Below are 17,404 nucleotides of genomic sequence, written 5' to 3'. Positions count from 1 at the left end.
AGGACACCGCCCGGACCTGGCCCTGCGGAGGAGCAACCTCTCAGGGATAGCGGGCGCCCTCGGGCTCGCGCATGGCATAGCTCTCGATGCTGTATCGGACCGTCCGGCCCTCGCCCTCCTGGCGCACCAGCCGAAAACCCGGTTCCACCGCCGGGCGGTTCACGATCATCGCCATGCGGATCGATTCCCATCCGGGCGAGGCATCGAAGGCGATGACGCGGATATAGACGCCGCCATGCACCTTGCGGCATTCGTTGACCTCGAACACCACCGCCGCGGCGTCGGGATTGTCGAACATCGGGTGGCCCCACATCTCCCAGTACGTGTTCCGGGGATGCGGATCGTCGGTGTATTCGACCGATACCGCCCAGCCCCTGTCGATGGCGTACTGGGCCTGCACGCGGATGTCGTCATCCGACAGGTCGGGCAGAAAGCTGAACTGGCCTTGGGTCATCTTCATGGCTCTGACTCCTCAGTGGGACACTTCGGGGGTGGGCGCGAAATCGGGCGCATCGGTCGAGGCATAGTCGAAGCTGACGTCCTTCCAGACATCCAGGGCCTGCTTCAGCGGCGTGCAGGTGCGGGCGGCGTCGCGCAGGATGTCCTCGCCCTCGTTCCAGATGTCGCGGCCCGAATTGCGCGCGAACACCATCGCCTCCAGCGCGACGCGGTTGGCCTGCGCGCCGGCGGCGATGCCGTGGGGGTGGCCGATCGTGCCGCCGCCGAACTGCAGCACGACATCCTCGCCCAGGTAATGCAGCAGCTGGTGCATCTGGCCGGCATGGATGCCGCCCGACGCCACCGGCATCATCTTGTTCAGGCTGGCCCATTCCTGGTCGAAGAAGATCCCGTTCTCCAGCGCCATGGGATTCCGCTCCTCGCGGAAGATGTCGTAATATCCCCTGGTGGTCGCCGGATCGCCCTCCAGCTTGCCCACGACGGTGCCTGCGTGCAGGTGGTCGACGCCGGCCAGGCGCATCCATTTCGCGATCACGCGAAAGCTGACGCCGTGGCTGCGCTGGCGGGTATAGGTCGAATGCCCGGCCCGGTGCAGGTGCAGGATCATGTCGTTGTCGCGCGCCCATTTGGCCATCGACTGGATCGCGGTGTATCCGATCACCAGGTCGATCATCACGATCACCGACCCAAGCGATTTCGCGAACTCGGCCCGCGCGTACATCTCCTCCATCGTGCCGGCGGTGACGTTCAGGTACGTCCCCTTGACCTCTCCGGTCGCGGCACCGGCGCGGTTCACCGCCTCCATGCAGTACAGGAACCGGTCCCGCCAATGCATGAAGGGCTGGCTGTTGATGTTCTCGTCATCCTTTGTGAAATCAAGACCGCCCTTCAGCGCCTCATAGACGACGCGGCCATAGTTCCGGCCCGACAGGCCCAGCTTGGGTTTCACCGTCGCGCCCAGCAGGGGGCGGCCATAGCAGTTCAGGCGCTCGCGCTCGACCACGATGCCGGTGGCGGGGCCCTGGAACGTCTTCACATAGGCCACGGGCAGGCGCATGTCCTCCAGCCGCAGGGCCTTCAGCGGCTTGAAGCCGAAGACGTTGCCGATGATCGACGCGGTCAGGTTGGCGATGCTGCCCCCCTCGAACAGGTCCAGGTCATAGGCGATGTAGGCAAAGAACTCTCCGGGGCCGTTGGGGACGGGGTCCACGCGATAGGCCTTGGCGCGGTACTTGTCGCAGGCGGTCAGCCGGTCGGTCCAGACCACGGTCCAGGTCGCGGTGCTGCTTTCGCCCGCCACCGCCGCCGCGGCCTCGACCGCGTCCACCCCGTCCTGCGGCGTGATGCGGAACAGCGCGATGATGTCGGTGTCCTTGGGGGTATAGTCCGGCTCCCAGTATCCCATCTGCGCGTATTTCAGCACCCCGGCAGAGTACCGCTTTTTCGCGTCCAACTTGGCTGGCATCTCGTTCATGGTCAGTCCTCCGTGAAAGGGTCAGGCGCGCTTGGCGTCATGGGTCAGGCGCAGGATCATCGGCGTCAGGATCAACTGCATCGCCAGGTCCATCTTGGGGCCGGGCACGACGATCGAGTTGGCGCGGCTCATCCAGGATCCGTCGATCATCTGGGTCAGATAGGGAAAATCGATGCCCCTCGGGTTGCGGAACCGGATCACCACCAGGCTTTCGTCGGCGGTGGGGATCCAGCGGGCGATGAACGGGTTCGACGTGTCGACGACCGGCACGCGCTGGAAATTGATGTCCGTCTGGGTGAACTGGGGACAGATGCAGTGCACATAGGCGTGCATGCGCCGCAGGATGGTGTCGGTCACGGCCTCGGTCGAATAGCCGCGCTGGGCGCTGTCGCGGTGGATCTTCTGGATCCATTCCAGATTGATCACCGGCACCACGCCGATCTTCAGGTCGGCCAGCGCGGCCAGGTTGACGGTGTCGTTGGCCACCGCCCCGTGCAGCCCCTCATAGAACAGCAGGTCGCTGCCGTCGGGAAAGGGTGCCCAGTCCGTGAAGGTGCCGGGCGAGGTGCCCCATCTTTCCGCCTCGCGGTCGTCATGGACGTAATGGCGGGTCTGGCCGCGCCCCGTTTCGCCATAGACGCGAAAGATCTCCTCCAGTGCCTGCAGTTCGTTGGCGTCGAAGCTGAAATGGCTGAAGGTCGCGTCGCCCGCGGCCAGCCGCGCGGCCAGTTCGGCCTTCATCGCGGCGCGGTCATAGCGGTGGAAGGCATCGCCCTCGATGCTGACGGCGGTGATGCCCTCGCGGCGAAAGATCTGGTCGAAGGTCGACTTGACCGTCGTGGTGCCCGCGCCCGAACTGCCGGTGACCGAGATGATAGGATGCTTGTGGCTCATGGGGTCCTCAGGTGCGGAACAGGCCGCGATGGCCGAACAGGGCCGACACCTCGGCCTCAGGCAGATCGTGATAGGCGGCGACGCGGTCGACCTTGTCGATGCAGCCGAAGACCAGCGGCGTGCGGCTGTCGAACCCGGTGATCACCGCGTCCAGGATCGGCAGCGCGCCGTCCGTTGCCCGTCCCCCGGCCTGTTCGATCAGGAACGCGATGGGCGCCGCCTGGTGCAGCATCGACAGGCTGCCCCGCGCATGCCCCGACCGCGCATCGGCGGGCGCCAGGTAGATGCCGCCGCGCATCAGGATCCGATGCGCCTCGGCCACCAGCGACGGGGTCCAGCGCAGGTCGATGGTCCGTCCGCGCGGGCCCTGAACGCCGGCCAGGCAGTCGTCGACATAGGCCCGCACGGGGCGCGGCCAGTGGCGGTACTGCGACATGTCGATGGCCAGGTCGCGCACGGCGTCGGGCAGGGTGGCCCGCGCCCGTTCGATGGCGAAGGCCCACCCGTCCAGCGCCTGCACCTGCACGCCGTCGCCGCAGGTCAGCACCATCAGGCAGCGCGGTCCGTGCATCACGTATCCCGCCGCCCGCATCTGCCGCGCGGGGCGCAGAAAGCTGTCCTCGGCCGTGGCCGCCGCGTCGAAGATCGCGAACAGGGTGCCCGTGGGGGCATTGGCATCAGGCTGGTCGGGCGGCGAATGCGCGATGGCCAGGGCCAGCGCGCCCCGCGGATCGCCCCCTTCGGGCGTGGCCTGATCCGCCCGGCTGATCCAGCGCAGCCCCTTGCCTCGCAGCGCAGCCCCCGTGGCCAGGTGGCGCGCCAGATCATCCATGCAGGCGTGCAGATCGGCCGGGATCAGGTCCGTGTCGATGGTCGCTTCGGTCATCGTCCCCTCCCCGGCACGAGTGCTGCCAGGGGACATTGACAGGCGACCGCGTTTCGGAAAATTTAATAAGGCGAAAGACGCATTCAGGAAAACTTAAGATGCGCCATGATGCCGTCACCCTCCGCCAATTGCGCGCCCTGCGCGCGGTCGCCGACAGCGGCAGCCTGACCCTGGCCGCGGCGCAGCTGGGCCTCAGCCCGCCCGCCATTCACAGTCAGCTGAAATCGCTGGAAGATCTGGCTGGGGCGCCGTTGCTGCAGCGCGCCGAGCACGGGGCCTTTCGCGCCACCGCACAGGGTCGTGCCCTGCTGATGGCAGAGGCCCAGATCGCCACCGCACTGGCCCGCGCCGGGCGCGAGGTCGCGTCCCTGGCCCAGGGGCACAGCGGCAACGTGGTCCTGGGGGTGGTATCCACCGGCAAGTATTTCGCGCCGTTCCTAGTCGCCACGCTGCAACGCGCCCTGCCGCGGATCGAGGTGACGCTGCGGATCGGCAACCGCGACGCGATCCTGGCCGCGCTGGCCGCGGACGAGCTGGACTTGGCGATCATGGGCCGCCCGCCGCGCGAACCCGCCGTGATCGCCGCCCCCATCGGGCCGCATCCGCACATCATCATCGCGGCACCCGACCATCCGCTGGCGGCCCAGGACCCGGTGATGCCGATGGACCTGCTGTCCCAGACCTTCCTGTCGCGCGAGGAGGGGTCCGGCACCCGCATCCTGATGACCCGCTTTCTGGACCGCATCGGCGAAGGCACGCCCTGGCGCGCGACCGAGATGGGCACGAACGAGACGATCAAGCAGGCGGTGATCGCGGGCCTGGGCATCGCGCTAATCTCTCAGCATACCTGCACCGAGGAACTGCGCACCGGCCGTCTGGTCGCGCTGCAGGCCATCGGCCTGCCCATCCAGCGCAGCTGGTACCTGCTGCACCGCGCCGACCGCGCGCCCAGCCCGGCCACCGAACGCATCCGCGCGGCCATCGCGGGTCTTGGCGGCAGCTTCCTGCCGCGTCTGGAGGGGCGCGGCTGATCTTGCCGGTTCCGGATCGTGTTGTCGTGCGGCCGTCGCCCAGACAAATACGAACGGCCCGCCGCGATGGCGGGCCGTTCCCCTAATCCACCGACACCGCCCCTCAAGGCTGATCCGTCAGCCGGCGTCGCGCAGGGCCGTGACCTCTCCCGCCGGGGCAGAGGCGCCGCCTTCGAACACGACCCGCCCGCCGCTGGCGTCGAACTGCGCCTCGACGATGCGGGCATAGGCGCCGACCTTGCTCTCCAGGATCATCTCGCCGCCGCGCCGGCTCTCCAACGTAAAGCTGTACAGCCCGTCAGGCAGCTTGGTGTCGTCGGCGCTGCGGCCCAGCCAGTCGATCTGGCCCTCTCCGGGGCCGATTTCCTCGCGCGTGACCTCGCGACCCTGCGCGTCGCGGGTGACCAGCTGCACGCTGTCGGCCAGGGAATGCGGCACCACGTCCAGGGTGATGGCGTCGTCGCCGAACCAGACCGGGGCGGTGGTCCGCCCCTCCTTGCCGATCCAGCCCGCGATGCCCGCACCACCGGCCTGCCCGGCCATCTGCTCCAGGAACTTGTTGCTCAGCGCCGCCTGTTCGACCCCGGCGAACGTCGCCAGCTGGATCGCAAAGTCTGTGCTTTCCATGGGGTTCAGCGGGTCCTGGTTCTGCAGCTGCGCGGTCAGCATGGTCAGGAACGTCTGAAAGTCCCCTCCCGCGCCGGCGCCTGCGAACCCGCCCGCGCCTGCCGCAGAGGGGGCGGCCGCGGGAATCGTCACTGTCGGGCTGGTGATCGCGTCAACCATGAAAGGCTCCTATAATCTGATGTCCAGGCGGCGGTCGCTTAACGCGGTGGGCGACATGCGGACCCGCAAGGGGGCGGCCGAAAGGGGAATGTCGTCGTCATCGCTGGCACGGCCCTGCGCAGGCTGGCTGTCGCTGCGGTCGTCGCGGCGGAAATCCAGACTGCCCGCGGACACGCCCGCATCGGCCAGCTGCTGCGTCAGCAGGTCCGCGTTGCGGCGCACTAGGTCCAGCGTCTCGGGGCGCTCGGCCCAGATGGTGATCTGGCCGCGATCGGGGCCCGACATGACCAGGCGGATGCGGCCCAGCTCCTCGGGGGACAGGGCGATCTCGGTCCGGTCGCCACGGGTGCTGACCAGCGCGTCGGTGACCTGCTGCAGCACGGGGCGCGGATCGTGCGACGCAGCCTGCCAGCCGGACCCGGCAGCGGCGGTGGCAGTGGCCCGTGCGGCGGCGGGGGTGTGCGAATCGGTGCCGAAGGGCAATTCGGCCAAGGTCTCGGCAAGGCCTGCGGGCAGGGCGATCTCGGACCGAGCGGCAATGACGGGGTCGCGGGCCACCGCTGGCGCCGGACGGTCCGGTGCCGCCCGGTCGACCGGGGGCGGGGCGGCGTCGATCGTGGCGCCATCGACGGGACGGGCGGTCGCGACGCTCTCGGTCGCCGGGATCGGACGGCCCGGGCGCGCCGGTGCGACAGGCTGGCCGCCGCCATGGATCGGGACCACCTCTGCGGCGTTTGCCCCAGGCAGGGTGGGGGCCGGGTTGGCGGCCTGCTGTGTGACGCCTGCAGCGACGATGGGGGTCGTGGTCGGCGCGATTGCGGTCTGCACAGCCGGCGCTTCCGCGGGATCAGTCGCAGCAGGGGTCGTCGGGTCGGTCGACTGCGGTGCCGTTGGAACCGCATCGCCGATCAGGCCCGCATCGGATGTCTGTGCGTCCACAGGCAGCAGGCTGGCCAAAGGATCGCCGCCCTGAATGTCGGCTGATTCGTCAATCTCGGGCGCTGGCAGCTGCGGAAGGCCTGCGGCCAGCGCCTCGATCGCGGGATCGGTACCGGGCGGTGCGCTGAACTCTCCGCTGAAGCCCATCTGCTGCTGCAGCCATGCCGCAAGCGGGTCCTTCGGTGGTGTCGGCACTGCGGTCGCCGGGGCGGCTGGTACCATTGCGCCTGCCGACCAGACATCGAAACCCGATTCGCCCGTCACGGGAACAGGCGTCGCCGCATCGACGAAGGCATCGGCGCGTGCGGGCATGGGCGATATGATCTGGATGTCAGCCATGAAAAAGCCTCTTTGGGTTTTTTCCTGATTAGTCCTTATTCCTTACCAATTATTTACGACGCCCCGATATTTTGAATCTCATCGTCATATGCAGCGGGGACAGAATGCAGATCGAACCGATTATTCCCACGGCGGCTCAAAAGCCCTCGCCCGTGGCCGTCGCGAATCAACTTGAACAGGCATTTCTGGAGGAGATGCTGAAATATTGCGGCCCCGGCCCGTCCGAAGGCGCCTTTTCCGGCGGCGCCGGAGAGGAGCAGTTCTCCAGCTTCCTGACGCGCGAACATGCGGGGCTGCTGGCGGAACGCCTGGACCTTGGGTTTGCCGCCATGCTGGAGGGCCGCGCATGAGCCGCGCCCTGACCCGCCAGGTGGCCCAGATCCGCGGCGCGCTGATGGCCGGAAATGCCCAGGCAGCGCTGGCAGGATTGGACGAACTGACCCGCATCGCCGCGCGCAAGGGCATCGACACCCCCACCCGTGATCTGCTGGAGCCCGCCTTGGCCGACCTGCGCGCGCTGGCACAGGCCTCGCTCAAGGGCGCGCAGCAGGCGGCCGAACAGGTGCGCGCCATCGTGCAGGCCGCGCGCAGCCTGCAGACCTATGATTCCCTGGGTCAGCGGCACGTGAATGAAACCCGCGCGAATGCACCGCAAAGGTTTTGATAAAATGCGTCGGAAGGTTTGTTTGAGAGGAGGGCCGATATTCACTAGTTGTCAATAACCGGCCGCTAAACCGGGGACATGCCAGGGAAATGGCAAGGGCAACCGCCCGACAGGTCAGAAGGCCACAAGATGCAACCTGGGTGCAAAGCACCTTATATTGGAGGACACCATGTCCAGCATTCTGACCAACAACAGCGCCATGGTCGCGCTGCAGACCCTGAAAAGCATCAACTCGCAGCTGGGTAAAACCCAGTCCGACATCGCGACCGGCAAGACCGTCGCGAACGCCAAGGACAACGCTGCCGTCTGGGCGATCTCGAAAGTCATGGAAACCGACCAGTCGGCATTCAAGACGATCCAGTCGAACCTGAACGTGGCCGACGCCGTGGTGGGAACCGCCCGCGCTGGCGCCGAGCAGATCACCGATCTGCTGAAGGAGATGAAGAACCTGGCGATCGGCGGTGCCAACGACGCTGCTGACTTCGGCAAGATCCAGACGGATATGGCGAAGAAGGTCGAGCAGATCACGGCGATCATCGAGGGGACGCAGCTGAACGGCGTCAACCTGCTGAAAACGAACCCGACCGGCACCAACACCGCCTTTACGGTTCTGGGTTCGCTGGACCGCACCAACGGCACCGTGGCCACCGGTGCTGCCAACATCGAGGTCGACTCGGTCGACTTCGAGGCAGGCTTGGATGTCGCCGGTCTGACCGCGGTCACCGACCGTGCCTCGGCCGAAACCGCGATCGGCGAGATCGAGGCCCTGATCGACGTCGCTGTTCAGGGTGCCGCCGATCTGGGTTCGGCCGGCAAGCGGATCTCTGACCAGTCCAGCTTCGTGGGCAAGCTGTCGGACTCGCTGAAAACCGGCATCGGCTCGCTGGTCGACGCCGACATGGAGGAGTCGTCGGCTCGCCTTCAGGCCCTGCAGACGCAGCAGCAGCTGGGCATCCAGGCGCTGTCGATCGCCAACCAGGGGCCGTCGGCCGTCATGTCGCTGTTCCGCTGATAAGACCGGCGGGCGCCCCAAGGGCGCCCGCCACCCTCTGAATATCATTCAGCCCCTGATCACACTCCAGAATGGGAAGCACGATCTTGAACGCGGTAACGCCACTGACCGACCATGGCTACAGGACATCCGCCATCCGCTCTCCGCGCGATGCGGAGTACGACATCTTCTCGCGCGTCACGCGCATGCTGCGGCAGGCCCCGAGAAAGGCCGACAACACCGATACCATCCAGGCGGTGCACAAGAATTCCGAACTGTGGACGATCCTGGCAACCGACCTTGCCGATCCCGGCAACGGGCTGCCCGATCAGGTCAAGGCCGGTCTGATCTCGCTGGCGGGATTTGCCATCCGCCACGGTCAGGCCGTGATGGCGGGCAGCGCCCAGACCGATCCGCTGATCGACATCAACATGACCGTCATGCGCGGTCTGCGCGGAGAGGGCGCACCATGAGCGGCCTTGTCCTCAAGCTGGCACCGAACGAACGCGTCCTGATCAACGGCGCGGTAATCGAGAACGGCGACCGTCGCACCAAGATCGCGATCAAGACGCCCAATGTGAACGTCCTGCGCCTGCGCGACGCGATCCACCCCGACAGCGCCCAGACGCCGGTGTCACGCGCCATGTATGTCGCGCAGATGATCCTGTCCGGCGATGCCGAACCGTCCGAGGGCCGCCGGCAATTGCTGATCGCCATCGAACAGCTGAGCCAGGTGTTCGACGATCGCGACAGCCGCCTGCTGTTGGCCGAGGCCAGTGCCGCCGCGGTCGATGCGAATGCCTATCAGGCGCTGCGCAAGCTGCGCGATCTGCTGCCCCGAGAGGCGCGGCTGTTCGCCGCCGCCCGGACGTGAGGGTATCATGACCATCTCTGTCGGCGCCACGGGCCTGCTGGGCTGGAAGATCGTCCAGCGAACCGAGGCCCGGCAGATCGAATCCGTTGCCCGCGACCCTGTGGTCCAGCGCAGCACGACCTACTTCCGTGACAAGATCGCGGCCACCACCAAGGCCGAGGAGTTGGTCAAGGATTACCGCCTTTTAAGCACGACGCTTTCGGCCTTCGGGCTGGAGGCGGACCTGCCCAACAAGGCCTTCATCCAGAAAGTCCTGGAAAGCGATCCCGCGGACAAGTCGTCGCTGGTCAACCGTCTGGCCGACAAGCGCTATCTGCGCATGAACGAGGCAATGGGCTTTGGGTCGACGAAGCCCGCCAAGGATCTGGCCGACACCATCAGCACCGCCTTTGTGCAGCGTGAATTCGAACGGCGCATCGGTGAAAGCGACGACAACCTGCGTCTTAGCCTGAATGCCCGGCGCGAGGTGCAGGACCTGGCAGGCCGCACCTCGACCGACCGGACCCTGTGGTTCGAGGTCATCGGCAACGCCCCGCTGCGCAAGGTCTTTCAGGGCGCGTTCGGGTTCGGCGACAACTATGCCCGACTGCCGATCGACCGCCAGCTGGAGGAATACACCAAGGCTTCGGAGAGGCTGCTGGGCAGTTCCAGCTTCAAGGACATTTCCAAGCCCGAAAACGTGGAGAAGCTGATCCAGACCTTCATGGCGCGATCGCAGCTGACCACGTCGCCGACGGCCAATCGCTACAGCGCGGCGCTGACCCTGTTGCAGAACTTCTGACCCTGCGTCACCCTGGCGGCGGGCAAAGCTTGATTTCCACGCGCCAGCGGCCCGCCGCACCTTGCGCCCAAGGCGTGGCTGGCTATAACCCCGGACGATTTGCCGCGATCGATGCACGACCAGCCCGGGGGCCAGAACCATGCCGAAACGTACCGATATCAAGTCGATCCTGATCATCGGGGCAGGGCCCATCGTCATCGGGCAGGCCTGCGAGTTCGACTATTCCGGGGCCCAGGCCTGCAAGGCGCTGCGCGAGGAAGGTTACCGGGTCATCCTGGTGAACTCGAACCCGGCGACGATCATGACCGACCCGGAAATGGCCGATGCCACCTATATCGAGCCGATCACCCCCGAGATCGTCGAAAAGATCATTGCCAAGGAACGCCCCGACGCCTTGCTGCCGACGATGGGCGGTCAGACCGGGCTGAACACCGCGCTGGCCCTGGCCGACAGCGGCGCGCTGAACCGCTATGGGGTCGAGCTGATCGGCGCGCAGCGCAGCGCCATCGAGATGGCCGAGGACCGCAAGCTGTTCCGCGAGGCGATGGACCGCATCGGCCTGGAGAATCCCAAGGCCACGATCATCGCCGCCCCCAAGCTGGCATCGGGCAAATACGACATCAATGCCGGCGTCAGCCAGGCGATGGACGCGCTGGAGGAGATCGGCCTGCCCGCGATCATCCGCCCGGCCTTCACCCTGGGTGGCACCGGCGGCGGCGTGGCCTATAACCGCGACGATTACGAACGCATCGTCCGATCGGGCCTGGACGCCTCGCCCATGGCGCAGGTTCTGATCGACGAAAGCCTGCTGGGCTGGAAGGAATACGAGATGGAGGTCGTGCGGGATCGCAACGACAACGCCATCATCGTCTGCGCGATCGAGAACATCGACCCGATGGGCGTGCATACCGGTGACAGCATGACCGTCGCCCCGGCCCTGACCCTGACCGACCGCGAATACCAGATCATGCGCACGGCCAGCATCGCGGTCCTGCGCGAGATCGGCGTCGAGACCGGCGGTTCCAACGTGCAATGGGCGGTGAACCCCGCCGACGGCCGCATGGTCGTGATCGAGATGAACCCCCGCGTGTCGCGGTCGTCCGCGCTGGCCTCCAAGGCCACCGGCTTCCCGATCGCCAAGATCGCCGCGAAGCTGGCGGTGGGATATACGCTGGACGAGTTGGACAACGACATCACCCGCGTCACGCCCGCCAGCTTCGAGCCCAGCATCGACTATGTCGTGACCAAGATCCCGCGTTTTGCGTTCGAGAAGTTTCCGGGCAGCAAGCCCGACCTGACCACCGCGATGAAGTCCGTAGGCGAGGTCATGGCGATCGGCCGCAGCTTCCACGAATCGCTGCAGAAGGCGCTGGCCTCGATGGAGAACGGCCTGACCGGCCTGGACGAGATCGCCATCGAGGGCGCGTCCGAGCAGGGCAAGCCCGCCGTCATCGCTGCCCTGTCCAAGGCCACCCCCGACCGCATCCGCGTCATCGCCGAGGCGATGCGGTTCGGCCTGTCGGATGACGAGATTCACCGCGTCACCAGCTTTGATCCGTGGTTCCTGGCCCGCATCCGCGAGATCATCGATGTCGAGCATCAGATCCGCGAGAACGGCCTGCCGACCGATGCCGACGGGATGCGCCGCATCAAGATGATGGGCTTCACCGATGCCCGCCTGGCCCACCTGACCAAGACCGACGAGACCACGGCCCGCCGCGCCCGGCGCAACCTGGACATCCGTCCGGTGTTCAAGCGCATCGACACCTGCGCGGCCGAGTTCGAGGCCCAGACCCCCTACATGTATTCCACCTACGAGGCGCCCGCGATGGGCGACGTGGAATGCGAATCCCGCCCCACCGATGCGAAAAAGGTCGTCATCCTGGGCGGCGGTCCGAACCGCATCGGCCAGGGGATCGAGTTCGACTATTGCTGCTGCCACGCCTGCTATGCGCTGACCAAGGCGGGCTACGAGACGATCATGATCAACTGCAACCCCGAGACGGTCAGCACCGATTACGACACCTCGGACCGGCTGTATTTCGAACCGCTGACCTTCGAACACGTGCTGGAGATCCTGCACACCGAACAGCAGAACGGTACCCTGCACGGCGTCATCGTCCAGTTCGGCGGCCAGACCCCGCTGAAGCTCGCCAATGCGCTGCAGGACGAGGGTATCCCGATCCTGGGCACGACCCCTGACGCCATCGACCTGGCCGAGGACCGCGAGCGGTTCCAGCGCCTGCTGCAGGATCTGGGCCTCAAGCAACCGATCAACGGCATCGCCAGCAGCGACGCCCAAGCCATCGAGATCGCCGAGCGTATCGGCTTTCCGCTGGTCATCCGCCCGTCCTATGTCCTGGGCGGCCGCGCGATGGAGATCGTGCGCGACATGGACCACCTGCGCCGCTACATCACCGAGGCCGTGACCGTCAGCGGGAAAAGTCCGGTCCTGCTGGACAGCTATCTGTCCGGCGCGATTGAGGTCGACGTCGATGCCCTGTGCGACGGTGAGACCGTCCATGTCGCGGGCATCATGGAGCATATCGAGGAGGCCGGCGTCCATTCGGGCGACAGTGCCTGTTCGCTGCCGCCCCACACGCTGGATGCGGCGACCGTAGCGGAACTCAAGGTCCAGACCACGGCCATGGCCCGTGCGCTTAAGGTCAAGGGCCTGATGAACGTACAGTTCGCCCTGAAGGACGGAGAAATCTTCGTGCTGGAGGTCAACCCGCGCGCCAGCCGCACCGTGCCCTTCGTCGCCAAGGCCACGGACAGCGCCATTGCCTCGATCGCCGCGCGGCTGATGGCGGGCGAGCCGATGTCGAACTTTCCCGCGCGTGCGCCCTATCCCGAAGGCGTTGGCCCGGAAACCGACCTGCCCTTTGCCGACCCGATGACGCTGGCCGACCCGATCACGCCCTGGTTCTCGGTCAAGGAGGCCGTGCTGCCCTTCGCCCGCTTCCCCGGCGTCGACACGCTGCTGGGCCCGGAAATGCGCTCGACCGGCGAAGTCATGGGCTGGGACCGCAACTTTGCGCGCGCCTTCCTCAAGGCGCAGATGGGCGCGGGCACCGACCTGCCGACCACCGGCCGCGTCTTCCTGTCCGTCAAGGACGCCGACAAGACGCCCGCTTTGGCGCAGGCCGCCCGCGACCTGGTGACGATGGGCTTCGATCTGGTCGCGACCTCGGGCACCGCCGATTTCCTCGACGCGCAGGGCGTGGCGTCCACACGCGTGAACAAGGTCTATGAAGGCCGTCCGAACATCGTCGACCGCCTCAAGAACGACGAAATCGCGATGGTCCTGAACACGACCGAAGGCGTCCAGGCCATCGCCGACAGCCGCGACATCCGCGCCGTCGCCCTCTACGACAAGATCCCCTACTTCACCACGGCCGCAGGCAGCATCGCCGCCGTCGCGGCGATCAAGTCGCGGGAGGAAGGCGAAGTCGGGGTGAGGTCGCTGCAGGCTTGAACTCAGTTTACATTAGTCGTTTGCAGCAGGTTAAAATCTAACTCAATAGGTCTGTTAGGCCGGGCAGGTGGGTTAAACGCCACCACCGGTCTACTTTCATCCTCACCGCTTTCATCCTCGTCATTTGGAACATGACGCGCTGCTCTATCAAAGATGATGACAGTTAAGTTGAGCTTCAAAGCAAGCATGAACTGTCGCTCCGCATTCATTTCCTCTAAGGACCGTGCGATAAGCATTTCACTTTCTGCCGTAAGATTTCCAGATAGCTCTCCGATCCTGTGAAGAATTGTATTTCGGTTCTCTCGGCATATGCGCATCCGATCAAGAGAAGCATTTATTTCAGCAGTTATCGTTCGTTCAGGTTCCTTCGCTGAAATCAGTTTGCGAAGGAGCTTTTCTAAGCTTGCTGTATTAAGTGGTCGAATTATTAGACCAAATGTAAGCGCGTCAATGTCGACATAGAGATTCACAATATCGCGTAACGCAACCTCCGCTTGGTTCCAAGTTAACGCGATGCTGCCAATCTTCTGCCTTACGCTGTCTTGCATTAGTCGTAAAGGTCCGCCGGAGGAGTGATATGCGGCCAAAACATCGCAATTTCGCTGCAAGATGCGTCGATGTTGCCGAGAATTCTTTTATAGTGAGCGGGTGTTTGCGTCACTTTCTTTGCGAACACGTCAATCGCTAAGCACAATTTTCGGTCAACATCCCCATGGTGAGATAGGCTGTTATTAGCACTCATCCAAACTAATGATGCAACACACTTTGCATGATCTTCTCGCCAACTTTTAGATGCAACGGCCTTCGAGGTTTGTATCATGACGCCGCCAACGCCGCCTTTGCTTAAATTAAAACATAGAAGATCTAAGTTTACACTGACGAGAACGTTTGAAATTTCTAATTTCTGCGATGAACCTGTGTTGGCTTGAAAAGTGTAATTTTTAAGTAGGTTATCACCTGCCATTGAACGAAAATTTGCTATCGCTTCTGCTGATAGTGCTGCGTCGTTCTTCGTAAATGATGTTCCAGTACCTTTACTAATATCCAACTGCTCGTTCTGTGCATCGGAAAGGATGCTCAAGTGCCGAGTATCATCTGTCAGAAAGCTACCAATAGCTGACTTGGCGGCTGAGTACCTCATAACGAGGAACGTAGGCGCGTACTTTGCGTTGCGAATTATTGCTTGTCGACGAGTTGGTGATGCGAGTGTATACTCTGCCAACTGGTTGGCGGACATCCGCGGTTCGTCATTTATCCTATACTTTGAGGAGGTTAATCCGCTCATGGAAGATGTATTCCTCTCTGAATCCGTCAACGGCGATACAATTTTCGTCACGCCTCTCTCGAACTTGTTCTACCGGCAGGCGGGTGGTCAAGGGCTAGGAGGTTCCGAGGGTTACTTCATTTGCTGCTCATCGGACAAACGGCCAGACGCCGGAATCGAGATATTGGCGAAGGCAGCATCTGTTGAGGCTGCCGAACGTATCTTCTATGCGTTGGTGGCACAGGGCCGGTATCTTGAGAAAGCGGCGGCCTAAAGTTCGTTCACAACCCCCTCCGCCCCTTCATCTCCTCCAGCAACGCCCGCTTCCCCGCTGCGCCCATCCGCCGAGGGCCGTCCATCGGCACCCCCGGCGCATCCGGGGGCAGGGGCGTCTCGCCCATCTCGGCCCAGGCTGCGTCCTCGGCGCGCTGCAGGTCGCCGAATTCGGGGCGGGGGCCGTCCAGACCCTCAGCCTCGCGGCGCTTGAGGTAATCCATCGTCTCGGCCCCCTCGATCAGCCCCGCCAGCCGCGCATGCATCCAGGCCGCCATCAGCCGGTTGACCCGCACCTGCCAATCCGGCCCCATGGATCGAAAGAACGCCACCACATCCGCATCCAGCCGCAGCGTGACGCGCGTCTTGGGCGCCGTGCCCTTCTCCTGCGCGATGCGGTGCCAGTCGTCGGGGATGCGCATCCGCGCCATGACGGTGCTGTGCAGGTCCCATTCCAGCATCCGCATCGCGTCGGCCATATAGTGGTAGTTCGCGCGCCTTGTGCCTTCGGCCTTGGTGACGGTCATGATGCCTCCGCAGGATCAACGGCCCCCAGACTGCCGCCCGACCGTTAACGACGCCTTAAGCGACCGTGCGTTGTCGGTGTACGCCCTGTGTCTGCGCGGTGCGCCCCCGGTGACCATCTGGCACGTGCCGTTCCGGGCTAGAAGAAAGAAGTCCATGATCCAGCCATGCGCCGCGCGCCGCTCTCTCAACGCACACAATCCGCGGCCCGGTTTCTACCAACAACTCAGCGTCCAGCAGCGCAGCCCCTGTCTAGCATCACCACCACTCATTCCTACCCCGCGGGCTAGCCGCGCTCTTGTATCTGGCGACCGGTAGTGATGCGGACCTCTCCGCCAAGCACGTTCAGGGGAATGGCATGGGCATCGCAGAGGGCCTTGGATGGCCGTGATGCCGATGGACACTGCAGAGCCGGTGATCAGGAGGCTCATGCTGCGCCCCTTAGGTCGGTGGCTCCGGACCGGGCCAGGTCGCGCGTGCAGCCCGCAGCCGCTGTCGCGCACGCCGTCACGCAGCAGTGCGTTGCGGATGCCGTTCGCCGGGGCCGAGGCCAGCCGCCGGGACGGGCGGTCGCGGCGGTCCACCCGCTGGCCCTGGACCAGGCCCAGCGCAATGCCGCCCCCGGCAAATGACTCCAGCAGGGCAGGAATGTTGTCGGGCGGGTTCTGACCGTCCGCATCCAGCGTCACGATCAGCGCCCCGCGCGCGGCCCAGACCCCGCTGCGGATCGCGGCGGACTGCCCGCAGGACCGGTCGTGGCAGATCACCCGCAGCTGCGGCAGCCGCGTCTGCAGCGCGGCCAGTTCGGCCCGCGTTCCATCGCGCGAGGCGTCGTCGATAACGATAATCTCGTGCGCGTGGTCCCGCAGAGTGGCGGCGATGCCGGTCAGCAGGGCGGTGATGTTGCCGGCCTCGTCGCGGGCGGGCAGGACGACGGAAATGTCGGGCGTCATGGCGCGACCTTCTGTGAGCGGTGAAGGGTATAGGTCTTGTTGCGGAACGGCAGCGGCAGGACAGGGGTCATGCTGGGGGGGCGGGTCCGTCTGGTCCAGAAGCACGCCGCCCGGATGGTCGCGCAGCCACCCCGCAACGGCGTCGTCGGACAGGCGGGCGACCGGGTTCAGCAGGCGTCCGGAAAAGTTCAGCTGCACGTGATAGGTGCCGTCGGTGACGGCGATGCCTGCGGCATCATGGGGCGTCACGGCCCGGCCCAGATCGGTCATGTCATAGCACGCGGACAGCAGCGGGCTCAGCCCGAGATGCAGCCCGATCATCAGCGCCAGCGGCAGCGCGGCCAGCGCCGTGACCCGCGCCCGCAGCCGCAACCGCAGGAACGCCCCCATGGCCCAGACCGCCGCCAGCCGCGTGCCGGGATCGGCCCACAGTTGCCTTGGCCGCAGCGCACCAAGCCCCGCCCCGGTCCAGCCGAACGGCCAGATCATCGCGGGCAACAGGGCGGCATAGAACCACCAGGGTTTGCGATGGGCAAAGGATGCCACCATGCGCCCGCCGCTTTGCCGCCACAGGACCTCGATGCGGTACTCCGGCCGCCCAGGATCAGCGCGGGCACCAGCCACAGGCCGACCGCCACCAGCGCGACGGCCAGCGCCAGCCCGCCCGCCCATTGCCGCGCCGACGGACGGTCCCGCCCTGCCCACAACGGCATCGACAGCGCCACGGGCAGCACGTGGATCAGGATCACCGGCCCCTTGGCATAGACGCCCAGAGCCACGGCCATTCCCAGAG

20 protein-coding genes are annotated in these 17,404 nt (G+C 65.3%); 9 read left to right on the top strand and 11 right to left on the bottom strand.

The genetic code is table 11. The features are described 5' to 3' along the window. Positions 1-40: 40 nt before the first annotated feature. Genes LZ686_RS05925 through LZ686_RS05910 form a run of 4 tightly spaced genes read right to left on the bottom strand, consistent with a single transcriptional unit; the run spans position 41 to position 3,713 of the window. Positions 41-460, bottom strand: a complete 420-nt coding sequence (locus LZ686_RS05925; RefSeq protein ID WP_045982330.1) for a ribulose bisphosphate carboxylase small subunit — start codon at positions 458-460, stop codon at positions 41-43. Positions 461-472: 12 nt separating this feature from the next. Continuing rightward, complete coding sequence (locus tag LZ686_RS05920) at positions 473-1,933, bottom strand: form I ribulose bisphosphate carboxylase large subunit (protein ID WP_349547259.1); 1,461 nt, start codon at positions 1,931-1,933, stop codon at positions 473-475. Positions 1,934-1,954: 21 nt separating this feature from the next. Next, positions 1,955-2,827: a phosphoribulokinase gene (locus LZ686_RS05915; RefSeq protein WP_252930722.1), complete on the bottom strand. Its 873-nt coding sequence runs from the start codon at positions 2,825-2,827 to the stop codon at positions 1,955-1,957. A 7-nt stretch (positions 2,828-2,834) separates the two neighbouring features. Beyond that, positions 2,835-3,713 (bottom strand): fructose-bisphosphatase class I, encoded by an 879-nt coding sequence (locus LZ686_RS05910; protein WP_349547258.1) that lies wholly within the window; start codon positions 3,711-3,713, stop codon positions 2,835-2,837. A gap of 98 nt (positions 3,714-3,811) precedes the next feature. Here LZ686_RS05910 and cbbR point away from each other — a divergent pair, with 98 nt between their 5' ends. After that, positions 3,812-4,744, top strand: coding sequence for a LysR family regulator CbbR (gene cbbR, locus LZ686_RS05905; protein WP_295168500.1), 933 nt, complete (start codon positions 3,812-3,814; stop codon positions 4,742-4,744). Between the two features lie 117 nt (positions 4,745-4,861). Here cbbR and LZ686_RS05900 read toward each other — a convergent pair whose 3' ends face one another. Together LZ686_RS05900 and fliK are read right to left on the bottom strand one after the other, a co-directional pair. Beyond that, positions 4,862-5,530, bottom strand: a complete 669-nt coding sequence (locus LZ686_RS05900) for a flagellar hook capping FlgD N-terminal domain-containing protein (protein ID WP_349547257.1) — start codon at positions 5,528-5,530, stop codon at positions 4,862-4,864. Between the two features lie 9 nt (positions 5,531-5,539). Then, positions 5,540-6,808, bottom strand: a complete 1,269-nt coding sequence (gene fliK / locus LZ686_RS05895) for a flagellar hook-length control protein FliK (protein ID WP_349547256.1) — start codon at positions 6,806-6,808, stop codon at positions 5,540-5,542. Positions 6,809-6,912: 104 nt separating this feature from the next. Between fliK and LZ686_RS05890 the strand changes: the two genes are divergently transcribed. The 7 genes from LZ686_RS05890 to carB all read left to right on the top strand — a co-directional run bounded on the left by LZ686_RS05890 (position 6,913) and on the right by carB (position 13,596). Beyond that, positions 6,913-7,158, top strand: a complete 246-nt coding sequence (locus LZ686_RS05890) for a rod-binding protein (RefSeq protein ID WP_045982336.1) — start codon at positions 6,913-6,915, stop codon at positions 7,156-7,158. After that, positions 7,155-7,472, top strand: coding sequence for a hypothetical protein (locus LZ686_RS05885; protein WP_045982337.1), 318 nt, complete (start codon positions 7,155-7,157; stop codon positions 7,470-7,472). Before LZ686_RS05890 ends, LZ686_RS05885 begins: the two co-directional genes overlap by 4 nt. Before the next feature lie 169 nt (positions 7,473-7,641). After that, entirely contained in the window at positions 7,642-8,484 is an 843-nt protein-coding gene (locus LZ686_RS05880; RefSeq protein ID WP_045982357.1) for a flagellin N-terminal helical domain-containing protein, read from the top strand. Between the two features lie 86 nt (positions 8,485-8,570). Beyond that, positions 8,571-8,936 carry a flagellar biosynthesis regulator FlaF gene (flaF, locus tag LZ686_RS05875; protein ID WP_052714760.1) on the top strand — a complete coding sequence of 122 codons (366 nt, stop codon included), beginning with the start codon at positions 8,571-8,573 and terminating at the stop codon, positions 8,934-8,936. Beyond that, entirely contained in the window at positions 8,933-9,337 is a 405-nt protein-coding gene (gene flbT / locus LZ686_RS05870; protein ID WP_045982339.1) for a flagellar biosynthesis repressor FlbT, read from the top strand. The genes flaF and flbT overlap by 4 nt, the downstream gene beginning before the upstream one ends. A 7-nt stretch (positions 9,338-9,344) precedes the next feature. Beyond that, a complete protein-coding gene (locus tag LZ686_RS05865) occupies positions 9,345-10,118 on the top strand; it encodes a DUF1217 domain-containing protein (RefSeq protein WP_349547255.1) in 774 nt (257 codons plus the stop codon). A gap of 139 nt (positions 10,119-10,257) precedes the next feature. After that, on the top strand, positions 10,258-13,596 hold the full coding sequence (gene carB / locus LZ686_RS05860; RefSeq protein ID WP_139599161.1) for a carbamoyl-phosphate synthase large subunit: 3,339 nt from the start codon (positions 10,258-10,260) through the stop codon (positions 13,594-13,596). Between the two features lie 2 nt (positions 13,597-13,598). On the opposite strand, the gene LZ686_RS05855 is transcribed toward carB, so the two are convergent. Both LZ686_RS05855 and LZ686_RS05850 read right to left on the bottom strand, forming a co-directional pair. Beyond that, the gene (locus LZ686_RS05855; RefSeq protein WP_349547254.1) at positions 13,599-14,144 is read right to left on the bottom strand and encodes a hypothetical protein; all 546 of its coding nucleotides are present in this window, start codon (positions 14,142-14,144) and stop codon (positions 13,599-13,601) included. Further along, positions 14,144-14,677, bottom strand: a complete 534-nt coding sequence (locus LZ686_RS05850; RefSeq protein WP_349547253.1) for a hypothetical protein — start codon at positions 14,675-14,677, stop codon at positions 14,144-14,146. The genes LZ686_RS05855 and LZ686_RS05850 overlap by 1 nt, the downstream gene beginning before the upstream one ends. Positions 14,678-14,879: 202 nt before the next feature. Between LZ686_RS05850 and LZ686_RS05845 the strand changes: the two genes are divergently transcribed. Continuing rightward, the gene (locus LZ686_RS05845; RefSeq protein ID WP_349547252.1) at positions 14,880-15,134 is read left to right on the top strand and encodes a hypothetical protein; all 255 of its coding nucleotides are present in this window, start codon (positions 14,880-14,882) and stop codon (positions 15,132-15,134) included. Between the two features lie 7 nt (positions 15,135-15,141). On the opposite strand, the gene LZ686_RS05840 is transcribed toward LZ686_RS05845, so the two are convergent. From LZ686_RS05840 to LZ686_RS05830, 3 genes are all read right to left on the bottom strand, one after another. Then, positions 15,142-15,660, bottom strand: a complete 519-nt coding sequence (locus tag LZ686_RS05840) for a BrnA antitoxin family protein (RefSeq protein ID WP_349547251.1) — start codon at positions 15,658-15,660, stop codon at positions 15,142-15,144. A gap of 213 nt (positions 15,661-15,873) precedes the next feature. Then, complete coding sequence (locus LZ686_RS05835) at positions 15,874-17,160, bottom strand: glycosyltransferase family 2 protein (RefSeq protein ID WP_349547250.1); 1,287 nt, start codon at positions 17,158-17,160, stop codon at positions 15,874-15,876. Beyond that, positions 17,097-17,396, bottom strand: a complete 300-nt coding sequence (locus LZ686_RS05830) for a hypothetical protein (protein ID WP_349547249.1) — start codon at positions 17,394-17,396, stop codon at positions 17,097-17,099. Before LZ686_RS05830 ends, LZ686_RS05835 begins: the two co-directional genes overlap by 64 nt. Positions 17,397-17,404 lie beyond the last annotated feature (8 nt).

The sequence above is a fragment of the Paracoccus sp. NFXS7 genome, assembly GCF_040148865.1.
GTDB lineage: Bacteria > Pseudomonadota > Alphaproteobacteria > Rhodobacterales > Rhodobacteraceae > Paracoccus > Paracoccus marcusii.
The sequence above is the reverse complement of the archived record's forward strand: the minus strand, read 5'-3'. Positions and strand labels throughout refer to the sequence as shown.

Bases quoted from the DNA above. Each gene is read 5' to 3' on its own strand.
- LZ686_RS05925 (WP_045982330.1), bottom strand. From the start codon at position 460: ATGAAGATGACCCAAGGCCAGTTCAGCTTTCTGCCCGACCTGTCGGAT.
- LZ686_RS05920 (WP_349547259.1), bottom strand. From the start codon at position 1,933: ATGAACGAGATGCCAGCCAAGTTGGACGCGAAAAAGCGGTACTCTGCC.
- LZ686_RS05915 (WP_252930722.1), bottom strand. From the start codon at position 2,827: ATGAGCCACAAGCATCCTATCATCTCGGTCACCGGCAGTTCGGGCGCG.
- LZ686_RS05910 (WP_349547258.1), bottom strand. From the start codon at position 3,713: ATGACCGAAGCGACCATCGACACGGACCTGATCCCGGCCGATCTGCAC.
- cbbR (WP_295168500.1), top strand. From the start codon at position 3,812: ATGCGCCATGATGCCGTCACCCTCCGCCAATTGCGCGCCCTGCGCGCG.
- LZ686_RS05900 (WP_349547257.1), bottom strand. From the start codon at position 5,530: ATGGTTGACGCGATCACCAGCCCGACAGTGACGATTCCCGCGGCCGCC.
- fliK (WP_349547256.1), bottom strand. From the start codon at position 6,808: ATGGCTGACATCCAGATCATATCGCCCATGCCCGCACGCGCCGATGCC.
- LZ686_RS05890 (WP_045982336.1), top strand. From the start codon at position 6,913: ATGCAGATCGAACCGATTATTCCCACGGCGGCTCAAAAGCCCTCGCCC.
- LZ686_RS05885 (WP_045982337.1), top strand. From the start codon at position 7,155: ATGAGCCGCGCCCTGACCCGCCAGGTGGCCCAGATCCGCGGCGCGCTG.
- LZ686_RS05880 (WP_045982357.1), top strand. From the start codon at position 7,642: ATGTCCAGCATTCTGACCAACAACAGCGCCATGGTCGCGCTGCAGACC.
- flbT (WP_045982339.1), top strand. From the start codon at position 8,933: ATGAGCGGCCTTGTCCTCAAGCTGGCACCGAACGAACGCGTCCTGATC.
- LZ686_RS05865 (WP_349547255.1), top strand. From the start codon at position 9,345: ATGACCATCTCTGTCGGCGCCACGGGCCTGCTGGGCTGGAAGATCGTC.
- carB (WP_139599161.1), top strand. From the start codon at position 10,258: ATGCCGAAACGTACCGATATCAAGTCGATCCTGATCATCGGGGCAGGG.
- LZ686_RS05855 (WP_349547254.1), bottom strand. From the start codon at position 14,144: ATGCAAGACAGCGTAAGGCAGAAGATTGGCAGCATCGCGTTAACTTGG.
- LZ686_RS05845 (WP_349547252.1), top strand. From the start codon at position 14,880: ATGGAAGATGTATTCCTCTCTGAATCCGTCAACGGCGATACAATTTTC.
- LZ686_RS05840 (WP_349547251.1), bottom strand. From the start codon at position 15,660: ATGACCGTCACCAAGGCCGAAGGCACAAGGCGCGCGAACTACCACTAT.
- LZ686_RS05835 (WP_349547250.1), bottom strand. From the start codon at position 17,160: ATGGTGGCATCCTTTGCCCATCGCAAACCCTGGTGGTTCTATGCCGCC.
- LZ686_RS05830 (WP_349547249.1), bottom strand. From the start codon at position 17,396: ATGGCCGTGGCTCTGGGCGTCTATGCCAAGGGGCCGGTGATCCTGATC.